The 19,032-nt window shown below is 70.3% G+C and carries 13 protein-coding genes and 2 pseudogenes; 6 read left to right on the top strand and 9 right to left on the bottom strand.

Annotation, left to right across the window (positions count from 1 at the left end; all coding sequences use genetic code 11):
• Positions 1-679 precede the first annotated feature (679 nt).
• The 5 genes and pseudogenes from infB to PHN62_RS12620 form a co-directional block, all read left to right on the top strand.
• Positions 680-2,650: pseudogene (infB, locus tag PHN62_RS17450) on the top strand (translation initiation factor IF-2); the annotation flags it as partial.
• Positions 2,651-2,739: 89 nt separating this feature from the next.
• Positions 2,740-3,144 (top strand): annotated as a pseudogene (gene rbfA / locus PHN62_RS12635) (30S ribosome-binding factor RbfA); the annotation flags it as partial.
• Positions 3,145-3,445: 301 nt separating this feature from the next.
• Positions 3,446-4,345, top strand: a complete 900-nt coding sequence (locus PHN62_RS12630) for an EamA family transporter (protein ID WP_300151179.1) — start codon at positions 3,446-3,448, stop codon at positions 4,343-4,345.
• A 165-nt stretch (positions 4,346-4,510) separates the two neighbouring features.
• Complete coding sequence (gene ileS / locus PHN62_RS12625; RefSeq protein ID WP_300151177.1) at positions 4,511-7,429, top strand: isoleucine--tRNA ligase; 2,919 nt, start codon at positions 4,511-4,513, stop codon at positions 7,427-7,429.
• 74 nt (positions 7,430-7,503) lie between these two features.
• A complete protein-coding gene (locus tag PHN62_RS12620) occupies positions 7,504-8,016 on the top strand; it encodes an acyl-CoA thioesterase (RefSeq protein WP_300151175.1) in 513 nt (170 codons plus the stop codon).
• On the opposite strand, the gene PHN62_RS12615 is transcribed toward PHN62_RS12620, so the two are convergent.
• The 9 genes from PHN62_RS12615 to lptF form a co-directional block, all read right to left on the bottom strand.
• Positions 8,013-8,570: an RNA 2'-phosphotransferase gene (locus PHN62_RS12615; RefSeq protein ID WP_300151173.1), complete on the bottom strand. Its 558-nt coding sequence runs from the start codon at positions 8,568-8,570 to the stop codon at positions 8,013-8,015. The genes PHN62_RS12620 and PHN62_RS12615 overlap by 4 nt on opposite strands.
• A gap of 67 nt (positions 8,571-8,637) precedes the next feature.
• Complete coding sequence (locus PHN62_RS12610; protein ID WP_300151171.1) at positions 8,638-9,234, bottom strand: hypothetical protein; 597 nt, start codon at positions 9,232-9,234, stop codon at positions 8,638-8,640.
• Positions 9,235-9,287: 53 nt separating this feature from the next.
• Positions 9,288-10,292: an Hsp33 family molecular chaperone HslO gene (locus PHN62_RS12605; protein ID WP_300151169.1), complete on the bottom strand. Its 1,005-nt coding sequence runs from the start codon at positions 10,290-10,292 to the stop codon at positions 9,288-9,290.
• A 38-nt stretch (positions 10,293-10,330) separates the two neighbouring features.
• Positions 10,331-10,633 carry a Dabb family protein gene (locus tag PHN62_RS12600; RefSeq protein ID WP_300151166.1) on the bottom strand — a complete coding sequence of 101 codons (303 nt, stop codon included), beginning with the start codon at positions 10,631-10,633 and terminating at the stop codon, positions 10,331-10,333.
• A 53-nt stretch (positions 10,634-10,686) separates the two neighbouring features.
• Positions 10,687-11,673 (bottom strand): 4-hydroxythreonine-4-phosphate dehydrogenase PdxA, encoded by a 987-nt coding sequence (gene pdxA / locus PHN62_RS12595; RefSeq protein ID WP_300151164.1) that lies wholly within the window; start codon positions 11,671-11,673, stop codon positions 10,687-10,689.
• Positions 11,670-12,806, bottom strand: coding sequence for a SurA N-terminal domain-containing protein (locus PHN62_RS12590; protein ID WP_300151162.1), 1,137 nt, complete (start codon positions 12,804-12,806; stop codon positions 11,670-11,672). The genes pdxA and PHN62_RS12590 overlap by 4 nt, the downstream gene beginning before the upstream one ends.
• 77 nt (positions 12,807-12,883) lie before the next feature.
• Positions 12,884-15,004, bottom strand: coding sequence for an LPS assembly protein LptD (locus tag PHN62_RS12585; protein WP_300151160.1), 2,121 nt, complete (start codon positions 15,002-15,004; stop codon positions 12,884-12,886).
• A 78-nt stretch (positions 15,005-15,082) separates the two neighbouring features.
• Positions 15,083-16,195 (bottom strand): LPS export ABC transporter permease LptG, encoded by a 1,113-nt coding sequence (gene lptG, locus PHN62_RS12580; protein WP_300151158.1) that lies wholly within the window; start codon positions 16,193-16,195, stop codon positions 15,083-15,085.
• Complete coding sequence (gene lptF, locus PHN62_RS12575; protein WP_300151156.1) at positions 16,192-17,319, bottom strand: LPS export ABC transporter permease LptF; 1,128 nt, start codon at positions 17,317-17,319, stop codon at positions 16,192-16,194. The genes lptG and lptF overlap by 4 nt, the downstream gene beginning before the upstream one ends.
• A 227-nt stretch (positions 17,320-17,546) precedes the next feature.
• Here lptF and PHN62_RS12570 point away from each other — a divergent pair, with 227 nt between their 5' ends.
• The gene (locus PHN62_RS12570) at positions 17,547-19,031 is read left to right on the top strand and encodes a leucyl aminopeptidase (protein ID WP_300151154.1); all 1,485 of its coding nucleotides are present in this window, start codon (positions 17,547-17,549) and stop codon (positions 19,029-19,031) included.
• Position 19,032 lies beyond the last annotated feature (1 nt).

Raw genomic sequence — 19,032 nt, 5'->3', positions numbered from 1 at the left:
GCCGCAGGGCGAGCGTCCTTATGGCGACCGCCCCCCCTATCAGGACCGGGGTCCGCGTCCGGCGGGGGACCGTCCCTATGGCGACCGTCCGCCCTATCAGGATCGCGGCCCGCGTCCGGCGGGCGACCGCCCCCCCTATGGAGATCGTCCGCCGCGTCCGGCGGGCGACCGCCCCTATGGCGACCGTCCGCCGCGTCCGGCGGGGGACCGTCCCTACGGCGACCGTCCGCCCTATCAGGATCGCGGCCCGCGTCCGGCGGGCGACCGCCCCCCCTATGGAGATCGTCCGCCGCGTCCGGCGGGAGACCGTCCTTATGGCGACCGTCCGCCGCGTCCGGCGGGGGACCGCCCCTTCGGCGACCGTCCGCCGCGCCAGGACGGCGACCGTCCTTATGGCGACCGTCCGCCGCGTCCGGCGGGAGATCGTCCTTATGGCGACCGTCCGCCGCGTCCGGCGGGGGACCGTCCCTTCGGCGACCGTCCCTATGGAGATCGTCCGCCGCGTCCGGCGGGAGATCGTCCGGGCGGCTTCGGGGATCGGGGTCCGCGTCCTGCGGGCGACCTCAGCCATCTGACGCCGCGTCTGCCGGGTCCGAAGTTCATCTCGCGCGCCGCCGACCGCCCGGAAGTTCCGGGTCTGGGCGGACGCGCCGACATGGCTTCGAAATTCGCCAAGGCGCCCCCCGTCAAGAGCAAGGCCGAGCTCGAGCGCGAGCGCGCCGACAAGGCTTCTCCGCGCAGCAAGGGCGAATCCGACCGTCGCCAGGGCAATTTCTCGCTCGACCGCGCCATCGCGGGCGAGGAGGGCGGACGTCAGCGGTCCATGGCGGCGATGCGTCGCCGTCAGGAGCGCGAGCGCCGCAAGGGCGCGACGATGGAGAAGCCCGCCAAGGTCATGCGCGAAGTCCGCATTCCCGACGCCATCACGGTGCAGGAGCTGGCGAACCGCATGGCGGAGCGCGGCGTGGACGTCATCAAGTCGCTGATGAAGATGGGCATGATGGCCACCATCACCCAGGCCATCGACGCCGATACGGCCCAGATCATCGTCGAGGAGTTCGGCCACACGCCGCTGCGCGTCTCCGACGCCGCGGTCGAGGAGGGCATCGAGGGCGAGGTCGACGTCGCGGAGGCCCTGCTGCCTCGCGCGCCGGTGGTCACGATCATGGGCCACGTCGATCACGGCAAGACCTCGCTGCTCGACGCGCTGCGCAAGACCAACGTGGTCTCCGGCGAGGCGGGCGGCATCACGCAGCACATCGGCGCCTATCAGGTGCGCACGGGCGGCGGCGTGGTGACCTTCCTCGACACCCCGGGCCACGCGGCCTTCACCTCGATGCGCGCGCGCGGCGCCTCGGTCACCGACATCGTGGTTCTGGTGGTCGCGGCGGACGATTCCGTCATGCCCCAGACCATCGAGGCCATCAATCACGCCAAGGCCGCCAGCGTGCCGATGATCGTCGCGATCAACAAGATCGACAAGCCCGCCGCCAACGCCCAGAAGGTCCGCGAGGAGCTGCTGCGCTACGAGGTGCTCGTCGAGGAGATGGGCGGCGAGACCCTGAACGTCGAGGTTTCGGCCAAGACGGGCAAGGGCCTCGACAAGCTCGTCGAGACGATCCTCCTCCAGGCCGAGGTGCTCGACCTGCGCGCCAACCCCGACCGCGCCGCCGACGGCGCCGTGATCGAGGCCAAGCTCGACGTGGGCCGCGGTCCTGTGGCCACGGTCCTGGTGCAGCGCGGCACGCTGCGCGTCGGCGACATCTTCGTCGTGGGCGACCAGTGGGGCAAGGTGCGCGCCCTGATCAACGACCGCGGCGAGCGCGTGGACTCCGCCGGGCCTTCGGAGCCCGTCGAGGTCCTCGGCCTCAACGGCGCCCCCGAAGCCGGCGACAAGCTCCAGGTGGTGGAGAACGAGACCCGCGCCCGCGAGATCTCCTCCTATCGCCAGGACAAGACCCGCGAGACCGCCGCCGTCAAGGGCGCGCGCGTGTCGCTGGACCAGCTGCTGGCTCAGGCCGGATCGAGCGCCAACGTCAAGGAGCTGGCGGTCATCGTCAAATCCGACGTGCAGGGCTCCGCCGAGGCCATCGCCCAGGCGCTGGAGAAGATCGGCAACGACGAGGTGCGCGTGCGCGTGCTGCAGTCGGGGGTCGGCGCGATCACGGAATCGGACGTCACGATGGCGGTCGCCTCGCGGGCGCCGATCATCGGGTTCAACGTCCGCGCCAACTCCGCCGCGCGCGACGCCGCCACGCAAAAGGGCGTCGAGATCCGCTATTACTCCATCATCTACGACATCGTGGACGATGTGAAGAAGGCGGCCTCGGGCCTGCTCTCGCCGGAGCTGCGCGAGACCATCATCGGCAACGCCCAGATCCTGGAGGTCTTCAAGATCTCCAACGTGGGCGCGGTGGCGGGCTGCCGCGTGACCGACGGCGTGGCGCGGCGTTCGGCGGGCGTGCGCCTGCTGCGCGACAACACCGTGATCCACACCGGCAAGCTCTCGACCCTCAAGCGCTTCAAGGACGAGGTGAAGGAAGTCCAGTCCGGTCAGGAATGCGGCATGGCCTTCGAGAATTATCAGGACCTCCGTCAGGGCGACGTCATCGAGATCTTCGAGACGCAGACCATCGAGCGGAGCCTCTGATACGGGCCGGAGCCTCCGGGCTCCGCCTTCGCCTGCTTTCGCCTCTCCCCCGCGCGGGGAGGGGCGTTTTTCACTGAAAGGATCCTCTCATGAGCGTGAGAAGCCACAAGGGGGGCGCCGATCCCGCCGCAGGCCCGAGCCAGCGGCAATTGCGCGTGGGCGAGATCGTGCGCCGCGCTCTGGCCGACGTCTTCGCGCGGGGCGACCTGCATGACCCCGACCTGACCAGACGCAACATCACCTTCACCGAGGTGCGGCCTTCGCCGGATCTGAAGAACGCGACCGTCTTCGTGGCGCCTCTGGGCGGCAAGGACGAAGAGGGCGCGCTGAAGGCCCTGCGCCGGAATTCGGGCGAGATCCGCCGGGCTCTGGCGCGCAACGTCCAGCTGAAATACGCGCCGGACGTCAAGTTCGTGATCGACAAGACCTTCGACCGCATGCAGGAGGCCGACCGCCTCTTTCAGAACGAGCGCGTGCGCCGCGACGTCGAGGCCGGACGCGCCGCCGCCCGCAAGGACGAGTGGGACGACGAGGACGACGAGGACCACGGCGAAGGCGAGGGCGGCGATCAGGCCGACCGCGATCCCGCGCCGAAGGGCTGACCGGAGCGTCATCCGGCGAAGCCGGAGGCTTCGCCTCGTGACGACGCGGCGTTGACGGAAGCCGGAGCTTCTGAAGGATCCGACAGGATCGGCGAAGGCTCTGAGATCCGGAGCGGGCGGGCCTCCCTCCCGGTCCGGAGCGGCCGCCGGATCCGGAGGGGCCGGTGGGATGATGATTTCGCGGAGCCTCGCCATGCGCGGTCCTCTTACGCTCGACGCCATGGCGCCGGTGTTGTTCGTCCTGCTCTGGAGCACGGGATTCGTGGGGGCGAAATACGGCCTCCCCTACGCCGGGCCCATGACCTTCCTCGCCCTGCGCTTCGCTCTGGTGATCGCGGGCATGGGGCTCTGGACGCTGCTCAGCCGCGCGCCATGGCCCACCCGGCGGCAATGGGGCCATCTGGCGGTCATCGGCCTGACGGTGCAGCTTGGTTATCTGGGCGGCGTCTTCGCGGCGATTCATCTGGGGCTGGAATCGGGCGTCTCGGCGCTGATCGTGAGCCTCCAGCCGATCCTCTCGGCGATCCTCGCGAAGCCCATGCTCGGCGAGACGCTGCACAAGAGGCAATGGCTCGGGCTGGCGCTCGGGCTGGCGGGGGTGGCGCTGGTGGTCTCGAACAAGCTGGCGGCGGGAGTCGGCGACTGGCGCGGCGTGGGGCTCTGCCTGATCGCTCTGGCCTGCATGACCTTCGGCACGCTCTGGCAGAAGAAATACGGCGCGAACCTGCCGCTGCGCTCCGGAGCCGTGGCGCAATACGCCGTGGCGCTCGTCGGAGCCCTGGCGCTGGCCTTCCTCTTCGAGACGCGCGAAGTCCGGTGGACGGGCGAATTCGTCTTCGCCTTGTTCTGGCTGGCGGCGGCGCTCTCCTTCGGGGCCATCGCGCTGCTCTACCGGCTGCTGCGGACGGGCGCCGCCTCGCGCGCGACGAGCCTGTTCTTCATGGTGCCTCCGGTGGCGGCCTTCTGGGGCTGGGCGTTCTTCGGCGAGACCCTCGGCCCGACGGCGCTGCTCGGCTTCGTGCTGGCGGCGGCGGGGGTGGCTCTGGCGATGCGTCCGCAGCCCAAGCACGTTGAAGAAAAGCCCGCCGCTTGATAGAAGCGGCCGGATTCAAACATGACGGAGCGGATCATGGTTCGGCGGGGAATTCTGCGAATTAGCCGCCCGGCCTTCGCCTGAGGGCGAGGCGCCGGGGTCTTTCGTCGCGCCCGGATTCACGATTCCGGGCGCCGGATGTTTCGCGATTGCAGGATTCCCTTGATGACTTCCGAGACCAGAGCTCCGAACCACGACTACAAGGACACGCTCTTCCTCCCCGAGACCGAATTCCCCATGCGGGGCGGCCTGCCTCAGCGCGAGCCCGAATGGCTGGCGCATTGGGAGAGGATGGGCCTCTACAAGCGCCTGCGGGCGCAGTCGAAGGGCCGCAAGCCCTGGGTGCTCCATGACGGCCCTCCCTACGCCAACGGCCATCTGCACATCGGCCATGCGCTGAACAAGACGCTGAAGGACTTCGTGGTCCGCTCGCGTCAGGTGCTGGGCTACGACTCGCGCTACGTCCCCGGCTGGGACTGCCACGGCCTGCCCATCGAGTGGAAGATCGAGGAGAAGTACCGCGAGAAGAAGCTCGACAAATCCGCCGTGCCGATCAACGAGTTCCGTCAGGAATGCCGCGACTTCGCCGCCGGATGGATCGACGTCCAGCGCGAGGAGTTCAAGCGGCTCGGCGTGATCGGCGATTGGGAGAACCCCTACGCCACGATGAAATTCTCCGCCGAGGCGACCATCGCGCGGGAGTTCCTGAAATTCGTGATGAACGGGCCGCTCTATCGCGGCTCCAAGCCGGTGATGTGGTCGCCGGTGGAGAAGACCGCCCTCGCCGACGCCGAGGTGGAGTATCACGACCGCGTCTCCCCGACGATCCATGTCCGCTTCCCGGTGGTCCGGGCTCCGACGGGCGCGCTTTCGGGCGCCGACGTGGTGATCTGGACGACCACCCCCTGGACCATCCCGAGCAATCGCGGCGTCTCCTACGGCCCCGGGATCAATTACGGCCTCTACGAGGTCACGGAGGCTCCCGAAGACAACTGGGTGAAGGTGGGCGCGCGTCTGGCTCTGGCCGACGATCTCGCCGAAGAGGCCCTGACCGCCGCCCGCGTGGGCGAGTGGCGGCGCCTCCATGACCTGACTCCGGCGGATTTCGAAGGCGCGATCCTCGGGCATCCCTTCCGGGGCGAGCCTTGGGCCGAACGCTTCTGGGACTATGAAGTCCCCATGCTGGCGGGCGGCTTCGTGACCTCGGACGCGGGCACGGGCTTCGTGCACAACGCCCCCAGCCACGGCGAGGAGGATTTCGAACTCTTCGCCGAAAACAAGATGCTCGACCGCATCACCTACAACGTGCTGGAGGATTCCGCCTTCGCGCCGCATCTGCCCTTCTTCGCGGGCCTGCGCATCCTGGAGCCCAACGGCAAGGACGGAAAAGCCAACGACGCCGTGCTGGAGAAGCTGGCGGAATCGGGCAAGCTCATGGCGCGGGGCCGCCTCAAGCACAGCTATCCCCATAGCTGGCGCTCCAAGGCGCCGGTGATCTACCGCAACACGCCGCAATGGTTCGTGGCGATGGATCAGGCCATCCACGACGCCACCCCTCAGGCGGGCCTGACGCTCCGTCAGCGCGCGCTGAAGACCATCGCCGAGGATGTGACCTGGACGCCCAAAAGCGCCTATAACCGCATGCGCGGCATGATCGAGACCCGCCCCGACTGGGTGCTCTCGCGCCAGAGGGCCTGGGGCGTTCCGCTCTGCTGCTTCATGCGCGAGAGCGTCGTGGAGGGCGTGGTCAGGGTCGAGCTTCTGCGCGACGAAGACGTCAACGCCCGGATCCTCGCGGCCTTCGAGGCCGAAGGCGCCGACGCCTGGTTCGCCGAGGGCGCCGCCGCGCGCTTCCTCGCCGGGCGGCCCGACGCCGCGCAATGGACCCAGGTGACCGACATCCTCGACGTCTGGTTCGATTCCGGCTCGACCCACGCCTTCGTCATGGAGGATCGCGAGGACGGGATCTGGCCCGCCTCGCTCTATCTCGAAGGCACCGATCAGCATCGCGGCTGGTTCCAGTCGAGCCTTCTGGAGGCCTCGGCCACGCGCGGCCGCGCGCCCTATGAAGCCGTGCTGACCCACGGCTTCACGCTCGACGAGAAGGGACAGAAGATGTCCAAATCCGTCGGCAACACCGTGGCGCCTCAGAACGTCATCAAGGATCTGGGCGCCGACATCCTGCGGCTCTGGATCGCGCAGAGCGACTTCACCGAGGATCAGCGCATCGGCCCGAAGATCCTGCAGGGCGCGGCGGATTCCTATCGGCGTCTGCGCAACACCCTGCGCTACATGCTCGGGGCCCTGGCGGGCTTCGAGGAGAGCGAGCGGGTCGAGCCGAAGGACATGCCCGAGCTGGAGCGCTGGATCCTCCATCGCCTCGCCGAGCTCGATCAGGCCGTGCGGACGGGCTACGAGGCCTATGAATTCCAGAAGGTCTTCGCGCAGATCTTCAATTTCTGCACGACGGATCTTTCGGCGGTCTATTTCGACATCCGCAAGGACGCGCTCTATTGCGATCCGCCGTCGAGCCTGCGTCGCCGGGCCTGCCGGACGGTGATGGACCTTCTCTTCCATCGCCTGACGACCTGGCTTTCGCCGATCCTCTGCTTCACGGCGGAGGACGTCTGGCTCTCGCGCTTCCCCGGCGAGGATCAGAGCGTGCATCTCCAGGTGATCCCGGAGACGCCCGCCTCCTGGCTCGACCCGGAGCTGGCGGCGCGCTGGGAGAAGATCCGCGCCGCCCGCCGCGTGGTCACCGGAGCCCTGGAGATCGCCCGCCGCGAGAAGCTCATCGGCGCTTCTCTGGAGGCGGCGCCGGTGGTGCGCGTCTCGGATGCGGAGCTTCTGGCCGCGCTCAGGGCGGTGGATTTCGCCGAGATCTGCATCTCTTCGGATCTGAAGCTCGAAGAGGGCTCGGGCGCGCCCGAGGCCTTCAGCCTCAGCGAGGTTCCAGGCGTGGAGGCGGTCTTCGTCAAGGCGGAGGGCGGCAAATGCGCCCGCTGCTGGCGCGTCACGCCGGAAGTGGGCGCCCAGCCCCATCACGACGACCTCTGTCGGCGCTGCGACGAAGCCCTGAGCTGAGGCGCTTGCCGGAGGCTCCCGGCTGACGGATGATGCGGGCGCAAAGCCAGCAGCCGCCAGCGGGGAGCCGACGCATGCCTGAAGACTCCAGAGACACGCGCCATGTCGAGATGGTCGTCCTGATGACCCCCGACATGGCCAATTTCAGCGGCAAGGTCCATGGCGGGGCCTTGCTGAACCAGCTCGACCGGGTGGCCTTCGCCTGCGCCTCGCGCTACTCCAAACATTACGCGGTGACGCTCTCGGTGGATCAGGTGATCTTCCGCGAGCCGATCCATGTAGGCGAACTGGTGACCTTCCGCGCGGCGATCAACGCGACGGGCCGCACCTCCATGGAGGTGGGCGTGCGCGTGGAGGCCGAGAACATCCGCAGCGGCCTGAGGCGCCACACCAATTCCTGTTATTTCACCATGATCGCCGTGGACGACGCGGGCAAGCCGACCGAAGTCCCCGCCTTCGCGCCGATCTCCGAGGTGGATCGTCGGCGGCATCGGGCGGCGGCCCTGAGGCGCGATCTGCGCCGCGAATTCGAGGAGCGCTTCAAGGCCGCGACGGAAGGCGCCGCCGAAACGCCCGCCGGAAGCTAGCCCTCGTTCTCGGCGAAGCCCAGATGCGCGGGCGGGACATGATCCGTCAGCCAGACGCCGTTTTCGGCCTGCTGGAAGGCGATCCCCGCCCGATGCATCGCGCCCGCCGCCACGGTCAGCACGACCGGCCCGCCATGGCGCGTCCCGACCTTGCGGGCGGTCTCGATCTCGCGGGAGAGATGCACCTGACGCCGCGAACCGGGCTTGAGCCCCTCGGCGAAGATGCTGTCGAGATTGGCGCGCGCCGTGCCGTGATAGAGGATTTCGGGCGGCTCGGCGGAGGGCAGGCCGAGGTCCACCGCCACGCTATGCCCCTGAGCCGCGCGGATGCGCCTTCCGTCCTCCGAGAGGGTGAAGCGCTTCTTGTCGTTGGTCTCGACGATCTCGCGCAGATCCTCGGCTGAAATCTTGTGGCCCGCCGCCTTCATCTTCGCGAGGAGCTCCGGAACCGGGGCCCAGCCCTGGGCGTCGAGCTTCAGCCCGATGGTTTCGGGCGCATGGCGCAGCACGAGGCTGAGGAACTTGCTGCGCGTCTTGAGATCGGGATGGCCCATGGCCTTCGCGGAGCGCCTTGCGGCGCCCCGCCTCCTGAAGAAATCGGGCTCCTGCGAGAGCGGGGGCTCAGGTGAGCAGATAGGACCCCAGCCGCGTGCGGATGGCGTCGCTCATGGCGAGGTCGAAGCGTTCGGCCAGCTGCGCCGCCACGCGGTTTTGCAGATTGGTGCGTTCGGCGGGCGTGAGCGGGCCGTCCGAACGGCCTTCGGCCGTGACGCGGGCGCCGGCGAATCCGCGCTCCACGCCCTGCTCGTCGATGGCCAGACGCGCCTGAAGCACCGCCTCGAAGCGCTCGCCGGGGCCCAGAGGGCCGGGCGGAGTCTCCTGGCTCGCGCCGCGGGCCTCGTCGATCACCAGACGCCCCGAGGCCTCGCCGCCGATGGTCCGCAGCCGCCGCTCCGACCAGAGCCGCACGAAATCGGCGACCCGCACGGGGAAATCCTCGGCGGCGGCGGCCACGGTGGGCGCCGTCACCATCTGCACTCCCGCCAGACGCAGATTCAGAACGCCGGGCAGGAAATTCACCTCGGCGTAGGGCGAGGGCGGCAGAATCTTCGTCTGGCATCCCGCCAGCAGCGCAGGCGCCGCCAGCAGCGTCAGCGCGCGGCGGCGGTCGATCCCGGAGCGGGCGGCGGAGATCAGCAGGGGGGCGCCGGTCTTCATGGAAGGGAATCCTCGGAGCGGGCCGCGGCCCTCGCCGCCCGCGCCGAAGGGGGTCAGGAGAGGCGGACGGCGGTTCTGGTCTGAGGATCAAATCTATACTTTGCGCCGCAGAATTGGCAATCCGCCGCGACGAGCCCATCCTCAAGGATCATGTCGGCGATCTCGGCGGGCTCGTAGACGCCGAGCGCCGCCGAAACCTTCTCCGCCGAACAGGCGCATCCGAACTCCACCGCCTGGACGGGGAAGACCCTCGGCTCATCCTCGTGATAGAGGCGCACCAGCAGCTCTTCGGGCGCGACATGCGGCCCGAGCAGCTCATGGGGCTCCACCGTGCCGAGCTTGAAGGCGGCGGCGCGCCAGTCCTCCAGCCCGCCGCTGAGCGCGGCCACGTTGTCGGCCTTCATCAGCGGGAGCGGCTCGCCGGGCGGCGGCGAGGGCGGCGCGATCTCGTCGCGGACATGCTCGCCGGGGGCGGGCATGTGCTGGATCATCAGTCCGCCCGCGCGCCAGGCCGGCGCCTCGCCCGGATTCTGCGCCTGAGCCGCCGCGATGGCGAAGCGCGTCGCGACCTGTTCGGACTGGGCGAAATAGGTCTCGGCGCAATCGGAGAGGTTTTCGCCCTCCAGAGGCGTGATGCCCTGATAGGTCTGGCCGGTCCCCTGATCCACCAGCACGCCGAAATAGCCTGTCCCGAGCAGGGGGAAGCCTTCGCGGGCGTCTTCGGGCGGAGGGTTCTGCGGATCGAAATCGGCGTAGGCGCGCAGACGCGGCGGTCCGCCCTCGGTTTCGGGGGCCATGTAGTCGGCCGCGATCAGCCGCACCGAGCCTCCGCCCCGGATCTGCAGCGAGAATCTGCGGCGCGGCTGGATCGCCGAGCCGATCAGCGCCGCCAGGACGGCGGCTTCGGCCAGCAGCCCCGAGACCGCCGCCGGATAGGCGTGCTGCGTGAGGATCCGGTCTATGGCCGCGTCGAGCCGCGCCAGACGCCCGCGCACCGCGAGCCGGTCGAGCTGGAAGGGCAGGATCTGGTCGTCTCCGCGATGGGGGCTCTCCGTCATGCGCGGGCTCCTTGAGTCTGGGAGGGTTCCGGAGGGATTCAGGCGCGGATCCGCGCGGCCTCGTAATCGACGGCGAAGCGCAATTCGCGCAGAGGCTTCACCACCGCGGTGCAGGCCGAATAGCGCGGATCGGCCTTGTAGGCGGCGAGGGCCTGGAAGTCGGCGAATTCGGCGTAGACCACCACGTCGATGTCGTTGGCGTAGCCGTCGCGCTTGGCGTTCAGCTCGACCTCGAAATGATCGCTGTGCGGAATCACGCCCAGACGCGCGCGCAGCTCGTCGCGGATGCGCTGAGCCTCGGCGGGGTCTTTGGCGGAGAAGAAGACGATATGGCGGATCATGCGGCGCTTTTCGCAGGGCTCGGGCGCTTTGGCAAGAGGGCGAGGCGCCGCGTTCAGAGGGGCGCGGCGGGGCGTCTCGCCGCCATGGCGGCGGCCATGCGCAGAGCCGCGATCAGGCTGCCCGGATCGGCGAGTCCGCGTCCGGCGATGTCGTAGGCGGTCCCGTGGTCGGGCGAGGTCCGGACGAAGCCGAGGCCCAGGGTCACGTTCACGCCCTGGTCGAAATCCAGCGTCTTGATCGGGATCAGCGCCTGATCGTGATACATGCAGAGCGCCGCGTCGTAGCTCTGGCGGGCGGCGGCGTGGAACATCGTGTCGGCGGGCAGGGGGCCGCGGACCTCGATCCCGAGGGCGCGCAGATCCGCGACGGCGGGGGCGACGATCTCGATCTCCTCGCGGCCCATGGCGCCGCCTTCTCCGGCGTGGGGATTGAGCCCCGCCACCGCGAGCCTCGGCGAGGCGATCCCGAAATCGCGGCGCAGACCCTCGGCCAGCACGCGGCCCGTGGTCGCGATCATCTCGCGGGTCAGGCGCCTGGGAACCTCGGAGAGCGCGATGTGGATCGTCACCGGCGCGACCTTCAGATTCGGCCCCGCCAGCAACATGACCACGGGCGGACCTCCCGCCAGATGGGCGAGGAATTCGGTATGTCCGGGGAAGCCGAAGGCGGCGCCGTCGTAAAGCGTCTTCTTGTGGATCGGATTGGTGACCAGCCCCGCGACGCGTCCGGCCATGGCCATCTCCGCCCCGCGCCGGATGGATTCGACCACCACGGCGGCGTTGGCGGGATGGGGGCGCCCCGGCTCGGCGGGCGCAGCCAGAGCCAGAGGCGACACCGGCAGAGCCTCCGGGAAGGCCGCGAGGGCTTCCTCCGGAGAGGAGACCACGCGCAGAGGGACGCCGGAGGCCGCCAGCCGCGCCGGATCATCCAGCGCGAGGAAGGCCGGACCCGTCCCGCGCAGGGCGCTCCAGGCCTTGACGGCGATCTCGCCGCCGATTCCGGCCGGATCGCCCATGGTCAGCGCGAGCGGAAGCCTCAATTGGTCTTCATCTCGATGACGGCCCGACGGCGCAGCTCCTGGAGGGCCGAGCGCGAGGTCAGGGTCGCCCTTTCGGAGACGATGCGCGAACGGATCTGATCGCGCGTGCGGCTGGGATCGGCGGCGGCGGCGGTCGCGATCTCGAGATCGGTCGGCTCGATGCGCGAGCCGTGGCGGGCGCGCAGATATTCGCGCCACACGATCTCGGAGGTCACCTGAGCCTCCACCGAGGTCCGCGCCACGCCGCGCGCCTGGAAGAAGGCCAGCATGGCGTCGAGCGCCATGCCGTTCTGCTGGGCCACCTCGCCGAGTCCGCGGCTCAGGGCCTCGGGATTGGCCTCGATTCCGGCGGCCTTGGCGGCCTGGATCTTGACCTGATCGTCCACGAGGCTTTGCAGCGCCTCGTTGAGCAGCGAGGCCGGAGAGACGCCCGAAGCCTCGTCGGCGGCGGCGAGGATGCGCGCCCGCTGCTCGACGTCGAAGCGCGTGATGACGCGGTCGTTCACCGTGGCGACGGGCGTGAAGATGTTGGCGCCGCCCGATCCCGAAGGCGCGGCGGCGGGACGGGCGCTCGAAACCGGCGGCGGCGCCGGAAAGACCTGGGGCGGCGCGCTCCGGACCGGCTGGCCCGCGAGGGGGGGCGCGCTCTGGACGGGCGCACGCATGACCGCCTGAGGCGCAGGGTCGTAGATCGGCGCGGCGGCGGGCAGGACCGGCGTCGCGAGCGCGGCGGGGCGGACCTGCGCCGCCTGAGCCGGGGCCGCGCCGGAGAAGCCCGCCTCGGTGGTCACGACGCCGCGCCAGCCTTCGGGCCGCAGCGCCGGAGGCGTCGCTCCGGTCGGGGCGTAGGGCAGCTGGGCGGCGTAGGGCGAGGGCTCGGCCCAGGTCGCGGCGGCGCCCTGAGGCGCCGGGGCCGCCTGAACCGCGACGGGTTGAGCCGCGACCGCCTGGGCCGCGACGGGCGCGACGGGCCTTGTGGCGGGGAAGTCGAAGGGCGCAAGGGCGCTCTGGGCGCGCGCGTCCGGGGCGGCGCCCGAGGCGGCCAGAAGGGCCGACCCCGTCGCCAGAGCGCCGAGCAGGCGGGACAGGGCGCGGGCGCGACGGGGAGCGCGAAGACGGAAAGGGCTGCTCATGGCGTCGAACCTCATGAGGCGCGGCCCTCTCCCGATGCGCGGGGGGGCGGCGCGAGCGAATCCGGAGTTCGGGCGGTTCAGCCGCCCGGGAATTTCAGCTGGGCCCGGAGTCCGAAGGAGAGATCGTCTTCGGCGTCGCGATCCGCAGTGTAGCGTCGCGAGACGGAGGCGTCGAACAGGAGCCACGGGTCTTCATAGCGCAATCCGCCGCCTGTGCGAATTGAATCCTCATTCTGGAGGTCGCGCACCCCGCTGGCGTAAATCGTCCAATAAGGATCCATGCGCCATTCGCCCGCCAAACCCAATTCGGAACGCCTTTCGGGAGATCCGGCGTCGGGATCCGCGTCCAGCGTGACGTAGGAGGCCTCCAGCGTGACCGGCCCGTAATCGCCCGAGGCGTAGAGCTCGCCCCGCCGGAGCGAGAAGTCATGCTCGTCGAGCCGCACGCGCCCGAGCGCCTCCAGCCCGTATTCGGGCAGCGCCAGACGCACCATGCCCACATGATCCGAAGCCCGGTCGCGCAGACCCGAGGCCGTGCTGAAGGCGGGATCGGGCTCCAGCCGGAAGACGCGTCCGTAGGCCGCTTCGAACTCCTCGCCCGTGGGAGCCGTGAAGTCGTAGCGCAGGCCGAGATTCGCCCGCGTCCCGCCTTCCCAGCGGTCCACGCCGGGAAAGCGCGAAACCGCTGAAAACAGGGTGGTTTCGTCGAATTCGAGATCGAGGCTGTCCTCGTTGGGCGTGCGCAGGCTGCCGGTCTCCGGCGAGAAGACGATCTGGGCGACCGGCTCGATCACATGCACCCCCGAGGCCCGGCGCGCCACGAAGGGCCAGCGGAAATCCAGACCGGCGGCGGCGTCGACCCGGCCCGACCAGTCGGGTTCCGCGGCGGGCTGGTCGTGCAGGCCGTAGCCCACGACGCGGGCCGTGGCGAAAGGCGTGGCCCTCAGGCCGAAATCCAGGGTGAAGGGCCGCTCCCAGGAGACGCCCGCCGCCGCGCGTCCCAGGTCGCGCCCCTCGCGGCGGGTCAGCCCGAGGAGCGAGGCCTCCGTCTCGACGAATCCCCATTGCGGATCGGCCAGCACCGTGCGTCGGGCGCGCAGTTCGGGCAGGATCAGGGGAATGGCCGCGCTGTCCTCTTCGGGCCGGAAGCTCTGGAAGTGATAGGCGTTCAGCTCGGCGTAGGCCCATTCGGTCTGGCGGTCGAGATAGAGCCGCGAGGTCAGACGGTCGGCGTCGGTGAAGTCGTAGCGGCGCAGATAGGTGTCGTCCGAGGCCAGGTTGACGTCGAAGCCCCAGGCGAGGGATTCGGTGATCCCGAAGCGGCCTTCGGAATCGACGTGGCCGCGCCAGCGTTCGCCGTTGGAGTTGGGCGCGACGTTCCCGAGGCTCCCCCCGAGGCTGTAGCCGCCGGTCGCGGTCAGGCCGCGCAATTCGCCTTCCATGATCAGTCCGTCGGAGCTGGCGAGATAGGGCGTCAGCGTCAGATCGAGATCCGGCCGGATCTCCTGGAACCAGGGCGTCCTGGCGGTGACGCCGATCTCCTTGCTCCAGCCGAGCCGGGGCGCGAGGAAGCCCGACCGCCGCTTCACGGTGGGGTCCGGATGCCGGAAGTACGGCAGCGCCGCGACGGTGCGTCCGAGAAACTGGAAGCTCGGATCTTCATAGACCACGTCGCGCGAGGCTTCGTCGAGGGCCGCGCGTCGGGCGCGGATGCTCCAGAGCGGGCCGCGCGTCCCCGGCGGACAATAGGCGCAGGGGCTGTAGACCGCCTTGGAGATCGCCATGACCTCGCCTTCGCGGCGGGCCTCGACGCCGCGCACCAGTCCGCCCCCCAGGATGCGCGCCGTGGGATTGGCCAGCAGCCCGTCCGTCAGATCCGCCGCGAGGTCCATCCGGTCGGCGAAGAGCGTCGAGCCGTCGTCGTTGAGCAGCACCACGTCGCCTTCGGCGCTGACGCGGTCGGCCCGGGCGTCGTAGGTCAGGCGCCGCGCCCGGAGCGCGCGTCCGCCGTAGACGGCTTCCACGTCGCCTTCGGCGGCGGCGGCCTCGCCCCGGGAATCATAGAGGAGGGAATCGGCGGTCACGAAGAGCCGCGCGTCCTCCTCGGCCTGAAGCCCTCCGAGATAGCGTTCGAAGACGGTCGCGGGGGCGGCCGCCTCCTGCGCGAGAGCGGGGGCGGCCAGGGCTCCCGCCGCCATCGTCAGGGCCGCCGCCGCGCAGGACGCCCGCCGTCGGAGCCTCCCCGGGGCCGGTCTCGAAGGAAGGGCTGCGCGCATCTAGCTTCCCTGCAAATAGGCGGCGAGGGCCGCAGCCGCCAGAGCGGCGCTGAGCGAGGGCGCCACGGCGGCCAGCAGGGCCGGGGCCTCTCCGGATCCGCCGAGCGCCAGGGCCACGTCGCCGAGGAAATAAAGGGCGAAACCCGTGATCGCGCAACCCGCCGCCGCCAGACCGTAGGAGGTGAGGCGGGGGGGCCTCGCGGCGAAGGCGGCCGCGATCACGGCCATGGCGGCGAACATCAGGGGGCTGGCGAGGGTGGCGTAGAAATGCGTCCTGTGGCGCCGGGCGGAGAAGCCCGCCGCCTCCAGATCGCGGATGAAGCGCGGCAGACGCCAGATGGAGGTCGCTTCCGGCGAGGAGAAGCCTTCCTGGATCCGGTCGGCGGTCAGATGGGTGGGCAGATCGAGGGCGGGCTCGTGGGTCATTTCGGCGGAGGCCAGCGGATCGCCCCGGACCTCGCCGAGAATCGAGGCCTCCGTGAGCCGCCAGAAGCCGCCGTCGAGCCGGGCCTCCTCGGCGTCGATGCGGCGCAGGAAGCGGTCCTGAGAGTCGAATTCGAAGAAGGTGGCCTCGCCGAGCCGCGCGCCGCCGGAATCGGCCCGACGGGCCTGGATCACGGTCTGTCCGCCGTCGGGGCGGGCCTCGCGCAGCCAGAGCCCTTCCTCCGAGAAGGAGAGCAGGCTCTCGCGGCCTTCGAAATAGCGGCCCTCCATGCGGTCGAAGCGGTCGAGCGCCGCCGCCGCCAGAGGATCGAACCCTCCCGCCGCCGCCGCCCCGAAGAGCCCCGCCGCCAGAGCTCCCGGCGCCGCGATGCGCCAGAAGCTCATGCCGGCCGCCATGGCCGCCGTGATCTCGCTGCGCCGCGCGAGCGCCATGTAGGCCCAGAGCGCCGCCAGCAGCATGATGAAGGGAAAGGTCTTGCGCATGACGGAAGGCGTCTGGAGCGCCGCCATGGCCGCCAGACGCGCGAATCCGGGGCCTCCCTCTCCGCCGCCGCGGCGCAGCAGCTCGATGAGGTTGACCGTGCAGATCAGCGCGAAGACGATCAGCGCGGCGGTCAGGAAGGCGAAGGCCAGACGCCGGGCCTCGTAGCGGGCGAAGACTCCGGTCATGCGCGGGCCTCCCGGAGCGGAGGCGGAGCCCCCGGCCTGCGGAAGCCGAAGCCGCTCCAGGAGAGCAGCGCCAGAGCCCCCAGGATCCCGATCAGCGGCGGCAGGTAATGCAGCCACCAGAGGCTCGGCGTGGAGATCACGGCGTTCTTGGCGGCCAGTCCGGCCAGCCTGAGCCCTCCGCCGATCAGCCCGCCCGCCGCCGCGCGCGCGCCATAGCCGCGTCGGCTGAAGGGCCCGCCCATCAGGGCCGCCGCCGCCACCAGCGGCAGAGCCAGCCCGTAGAGCGGCGAGGCGAGGCGTTCATGGGCCTCGGTCACCCAGCGCCCGAGCGCGCGCCCCTCCAGATCGGGGGGCGTGGCGAGCAGCTCCAGCGTGCCGCGTTCGTCGGGGCGGATGGAGCGGGGCTCGTCCGAAGAGGTGAATTCCGAAAGATCATAGGCCAGCTTGTCGAAGCGCAGCACCGAGAAGGCGCCGGTTCCCCGGTCCACGCGCTGGACCTCGCCGTCGAACATCACGAGTCGCGGGCCTTCCTCGGCGCGCACCACCGCGCCGCGCCGGGCGTGATAGGCCATGGGGGCCTCGGGGTCGCGGGCGTCGTTGACGAAGACGCCGAGCGTCTCGCCGCCGCGCCCGACCTCGCGCAGATAGACGGTCACGCCGGTCGCCGGATGCAGGAAGCGCCCGTCCTGGAGCAGGGCCGCCGCCAGATCCGTCTGGACCTCCGCCGTGCGGCTGCGCAGCGACTGCGCCGAAAGCGGCGAAAGCCAGAGCGAATTGGCGTAGAGCAGCGCCGTCACGCCGAGCCCGAAGAGAATCGCCGGACGCGCCGTCCTCAGGCGGCTGGCGCCTGCGGCGAAGAGCGCGGCGATTTCGGAATCGCTCATGGCGCGTTCGAGGGCGTAGAGCGTCGCGCCGAGGGCCGCCACGGGAATCACGACGGCCATGGCCTTGGGCAGCAGGAAGGCGGCCAGCTCGACCAGCACCAGAGCGCTCTGGCCGTAGTTCAGCGCCACGTCGATCACCCGCAGCGACTGGGCGAGCCAGATCACCGCCGTGAGCACGAGCAGAAAGAAGGCGAAGGGCCCCATCAGGCGCCCGAAGAGATAACGGTCGATCCAGCCCAAGCGGCGCCTCCCTGAGTGCGCGCCAGCCTAAGCCTGACCGGGGGCGGCGCGTCAAGCGCTCCGAAAGAGCGCCGCAGAGATTGCGCGCCGGGCGCGGCGAGATTGAAGAACCGGCTCGCGGAAGGATGGTCGCGCGAGTCTGGCGGAATCCGGCGCCGGGGATTAGCTATCAGAACGCGGGGCGAGGCCCATGGCCCGCCTCAGCGAGCATCAGGGAAGGAACGCTCATGTCGATCACCTTTGGAGATTCCGCAGCTTTCGGCGAAGAGGCCCGGATCTGGATCGCGCCGGTCTTCGAGGGGGAGGATCCTCCCAAGGCCTCGAAGAAGGATCCCGTGGCGACGCTGACCGCGCGGGCGCTGGCTTCGGGAAGCTTCAAGGGCAAGGCGGGCGAAAGCTTCGGAGTCGCCTTTCCGCAGGGGCTGGAGGCGGATCGTCTGGTGCTGCTGGGCGCGGGTCCGCGCGAGACATTCGACGCTCCGGCGGCGCGGGCTCTGGGCGGTCGGGCGGTCGTGGCGGCTGGGCGGTCGGGCGGCGTGGCGCGGCTGGATCTGACCGGGCTCGGGGCGGAGCGGGCCGAGCTCGCCGTCGAGGTCGCGGCGGGGATCAGCCTGAGGCTCTGGCGCTTCGTGAAATACAAGAGCAAGCCCGATCCCGCCGACAAGGGCGCGCCCGAATTCAGGCTCCGCGTCGCCGAGGCCCTGGCGCTGAAGGCGGCCTGGTCCGAGGTGGAGGCTCTGGTGGAGGGCGTCCTCTTCGCGCGCGAGCTGGTCAACGAGCCGGGCAACGTCCTGCATCCGGAAAGCTACGCCGAGCGTCTGGCCGAACTGAAGGCCGAGGGCCTCAAGGTCCGGATCCTCGACGAGCCCGCCATGGAGAAGCTCGGCATGGGGGCGCTGCTGGGCGTGGGGCGCGGCAGCGCGCGCGGCAGCCGACTCGTGACGCTGGAGTGGCGCGGCGCCCAGGACAAGAAGGCCGCGCCTCTGGCGGTGATCGGCAAGGGCGTCACCTTCGACACGGGCGGCGTCTCGATCAAATCGGCGGCGGGCATGGAGGAGATGACTTCCGACATGGGCGGCAGCGCCGTGACGGTCGGCCTGATGCTGGCTCTGGCGCGGCGCAAGGCGAAGGCCAACGTGGTGGGCGTGGTCGGGCTGGTCGAGAACATGCCCGACGGCGAGGCCATCCGCCCCGGCGACATCCTGACCTCCATGTCGGGCCAGACCATCGAGGTGATCAACACCGACGCCGAAGGCCGCCTCGTGCTGGCCGACGCCCTGTGGTATGCGCAGCAGAGCTTCAAGCCCCGGGCGCTGATCGACCTGGCCACCCTGACGGGGGCCATCGTGGTGGCGCTCGGCTCCGAGAACGCGGGGCTTTTCTCCAACGACGACGATCTGGCGAACGGGCTTCTGTCCGCCGCCAGGGCGGAGGGGGAGGGGCTCTGGCGGATGCCGCTCGGGCAGGCCTATGACGACAAGATCAAGTCGCGTCTCGCCGACATGAAGAACACCGGCGGGCGCGAGGCCGGTTCGATCACGGCGGCGCAGTTCCTTCAGCGCTTCGTGGAGGCCGGGACGCCCTGGGCGCATCTCGACATCGCGGGCGTGACGCTCTCTTCGGAGGACCGGCCGACCGCTCCGCGCGGCGCGACGGGCTGGGGCGTGGCCACGCTGAACCGCCTCGTGCGGGACGTCTACGAGGAGAAGTGAG

The organism is Neomegalonema sp., from assembly GCF_028688855.1.
Classification (GTDB): domain Bacteria; phylum Pseudomonadota; class Alphaproteobacteria; order Rhodobacterales; family Rhodobacteraceae; genus Neomegalonema.
The sequence above is the reverse complement of the archived record's forward strand: the minus strand, read 5'-3'. Positions and strand labels throughout refer to the sequence as shown.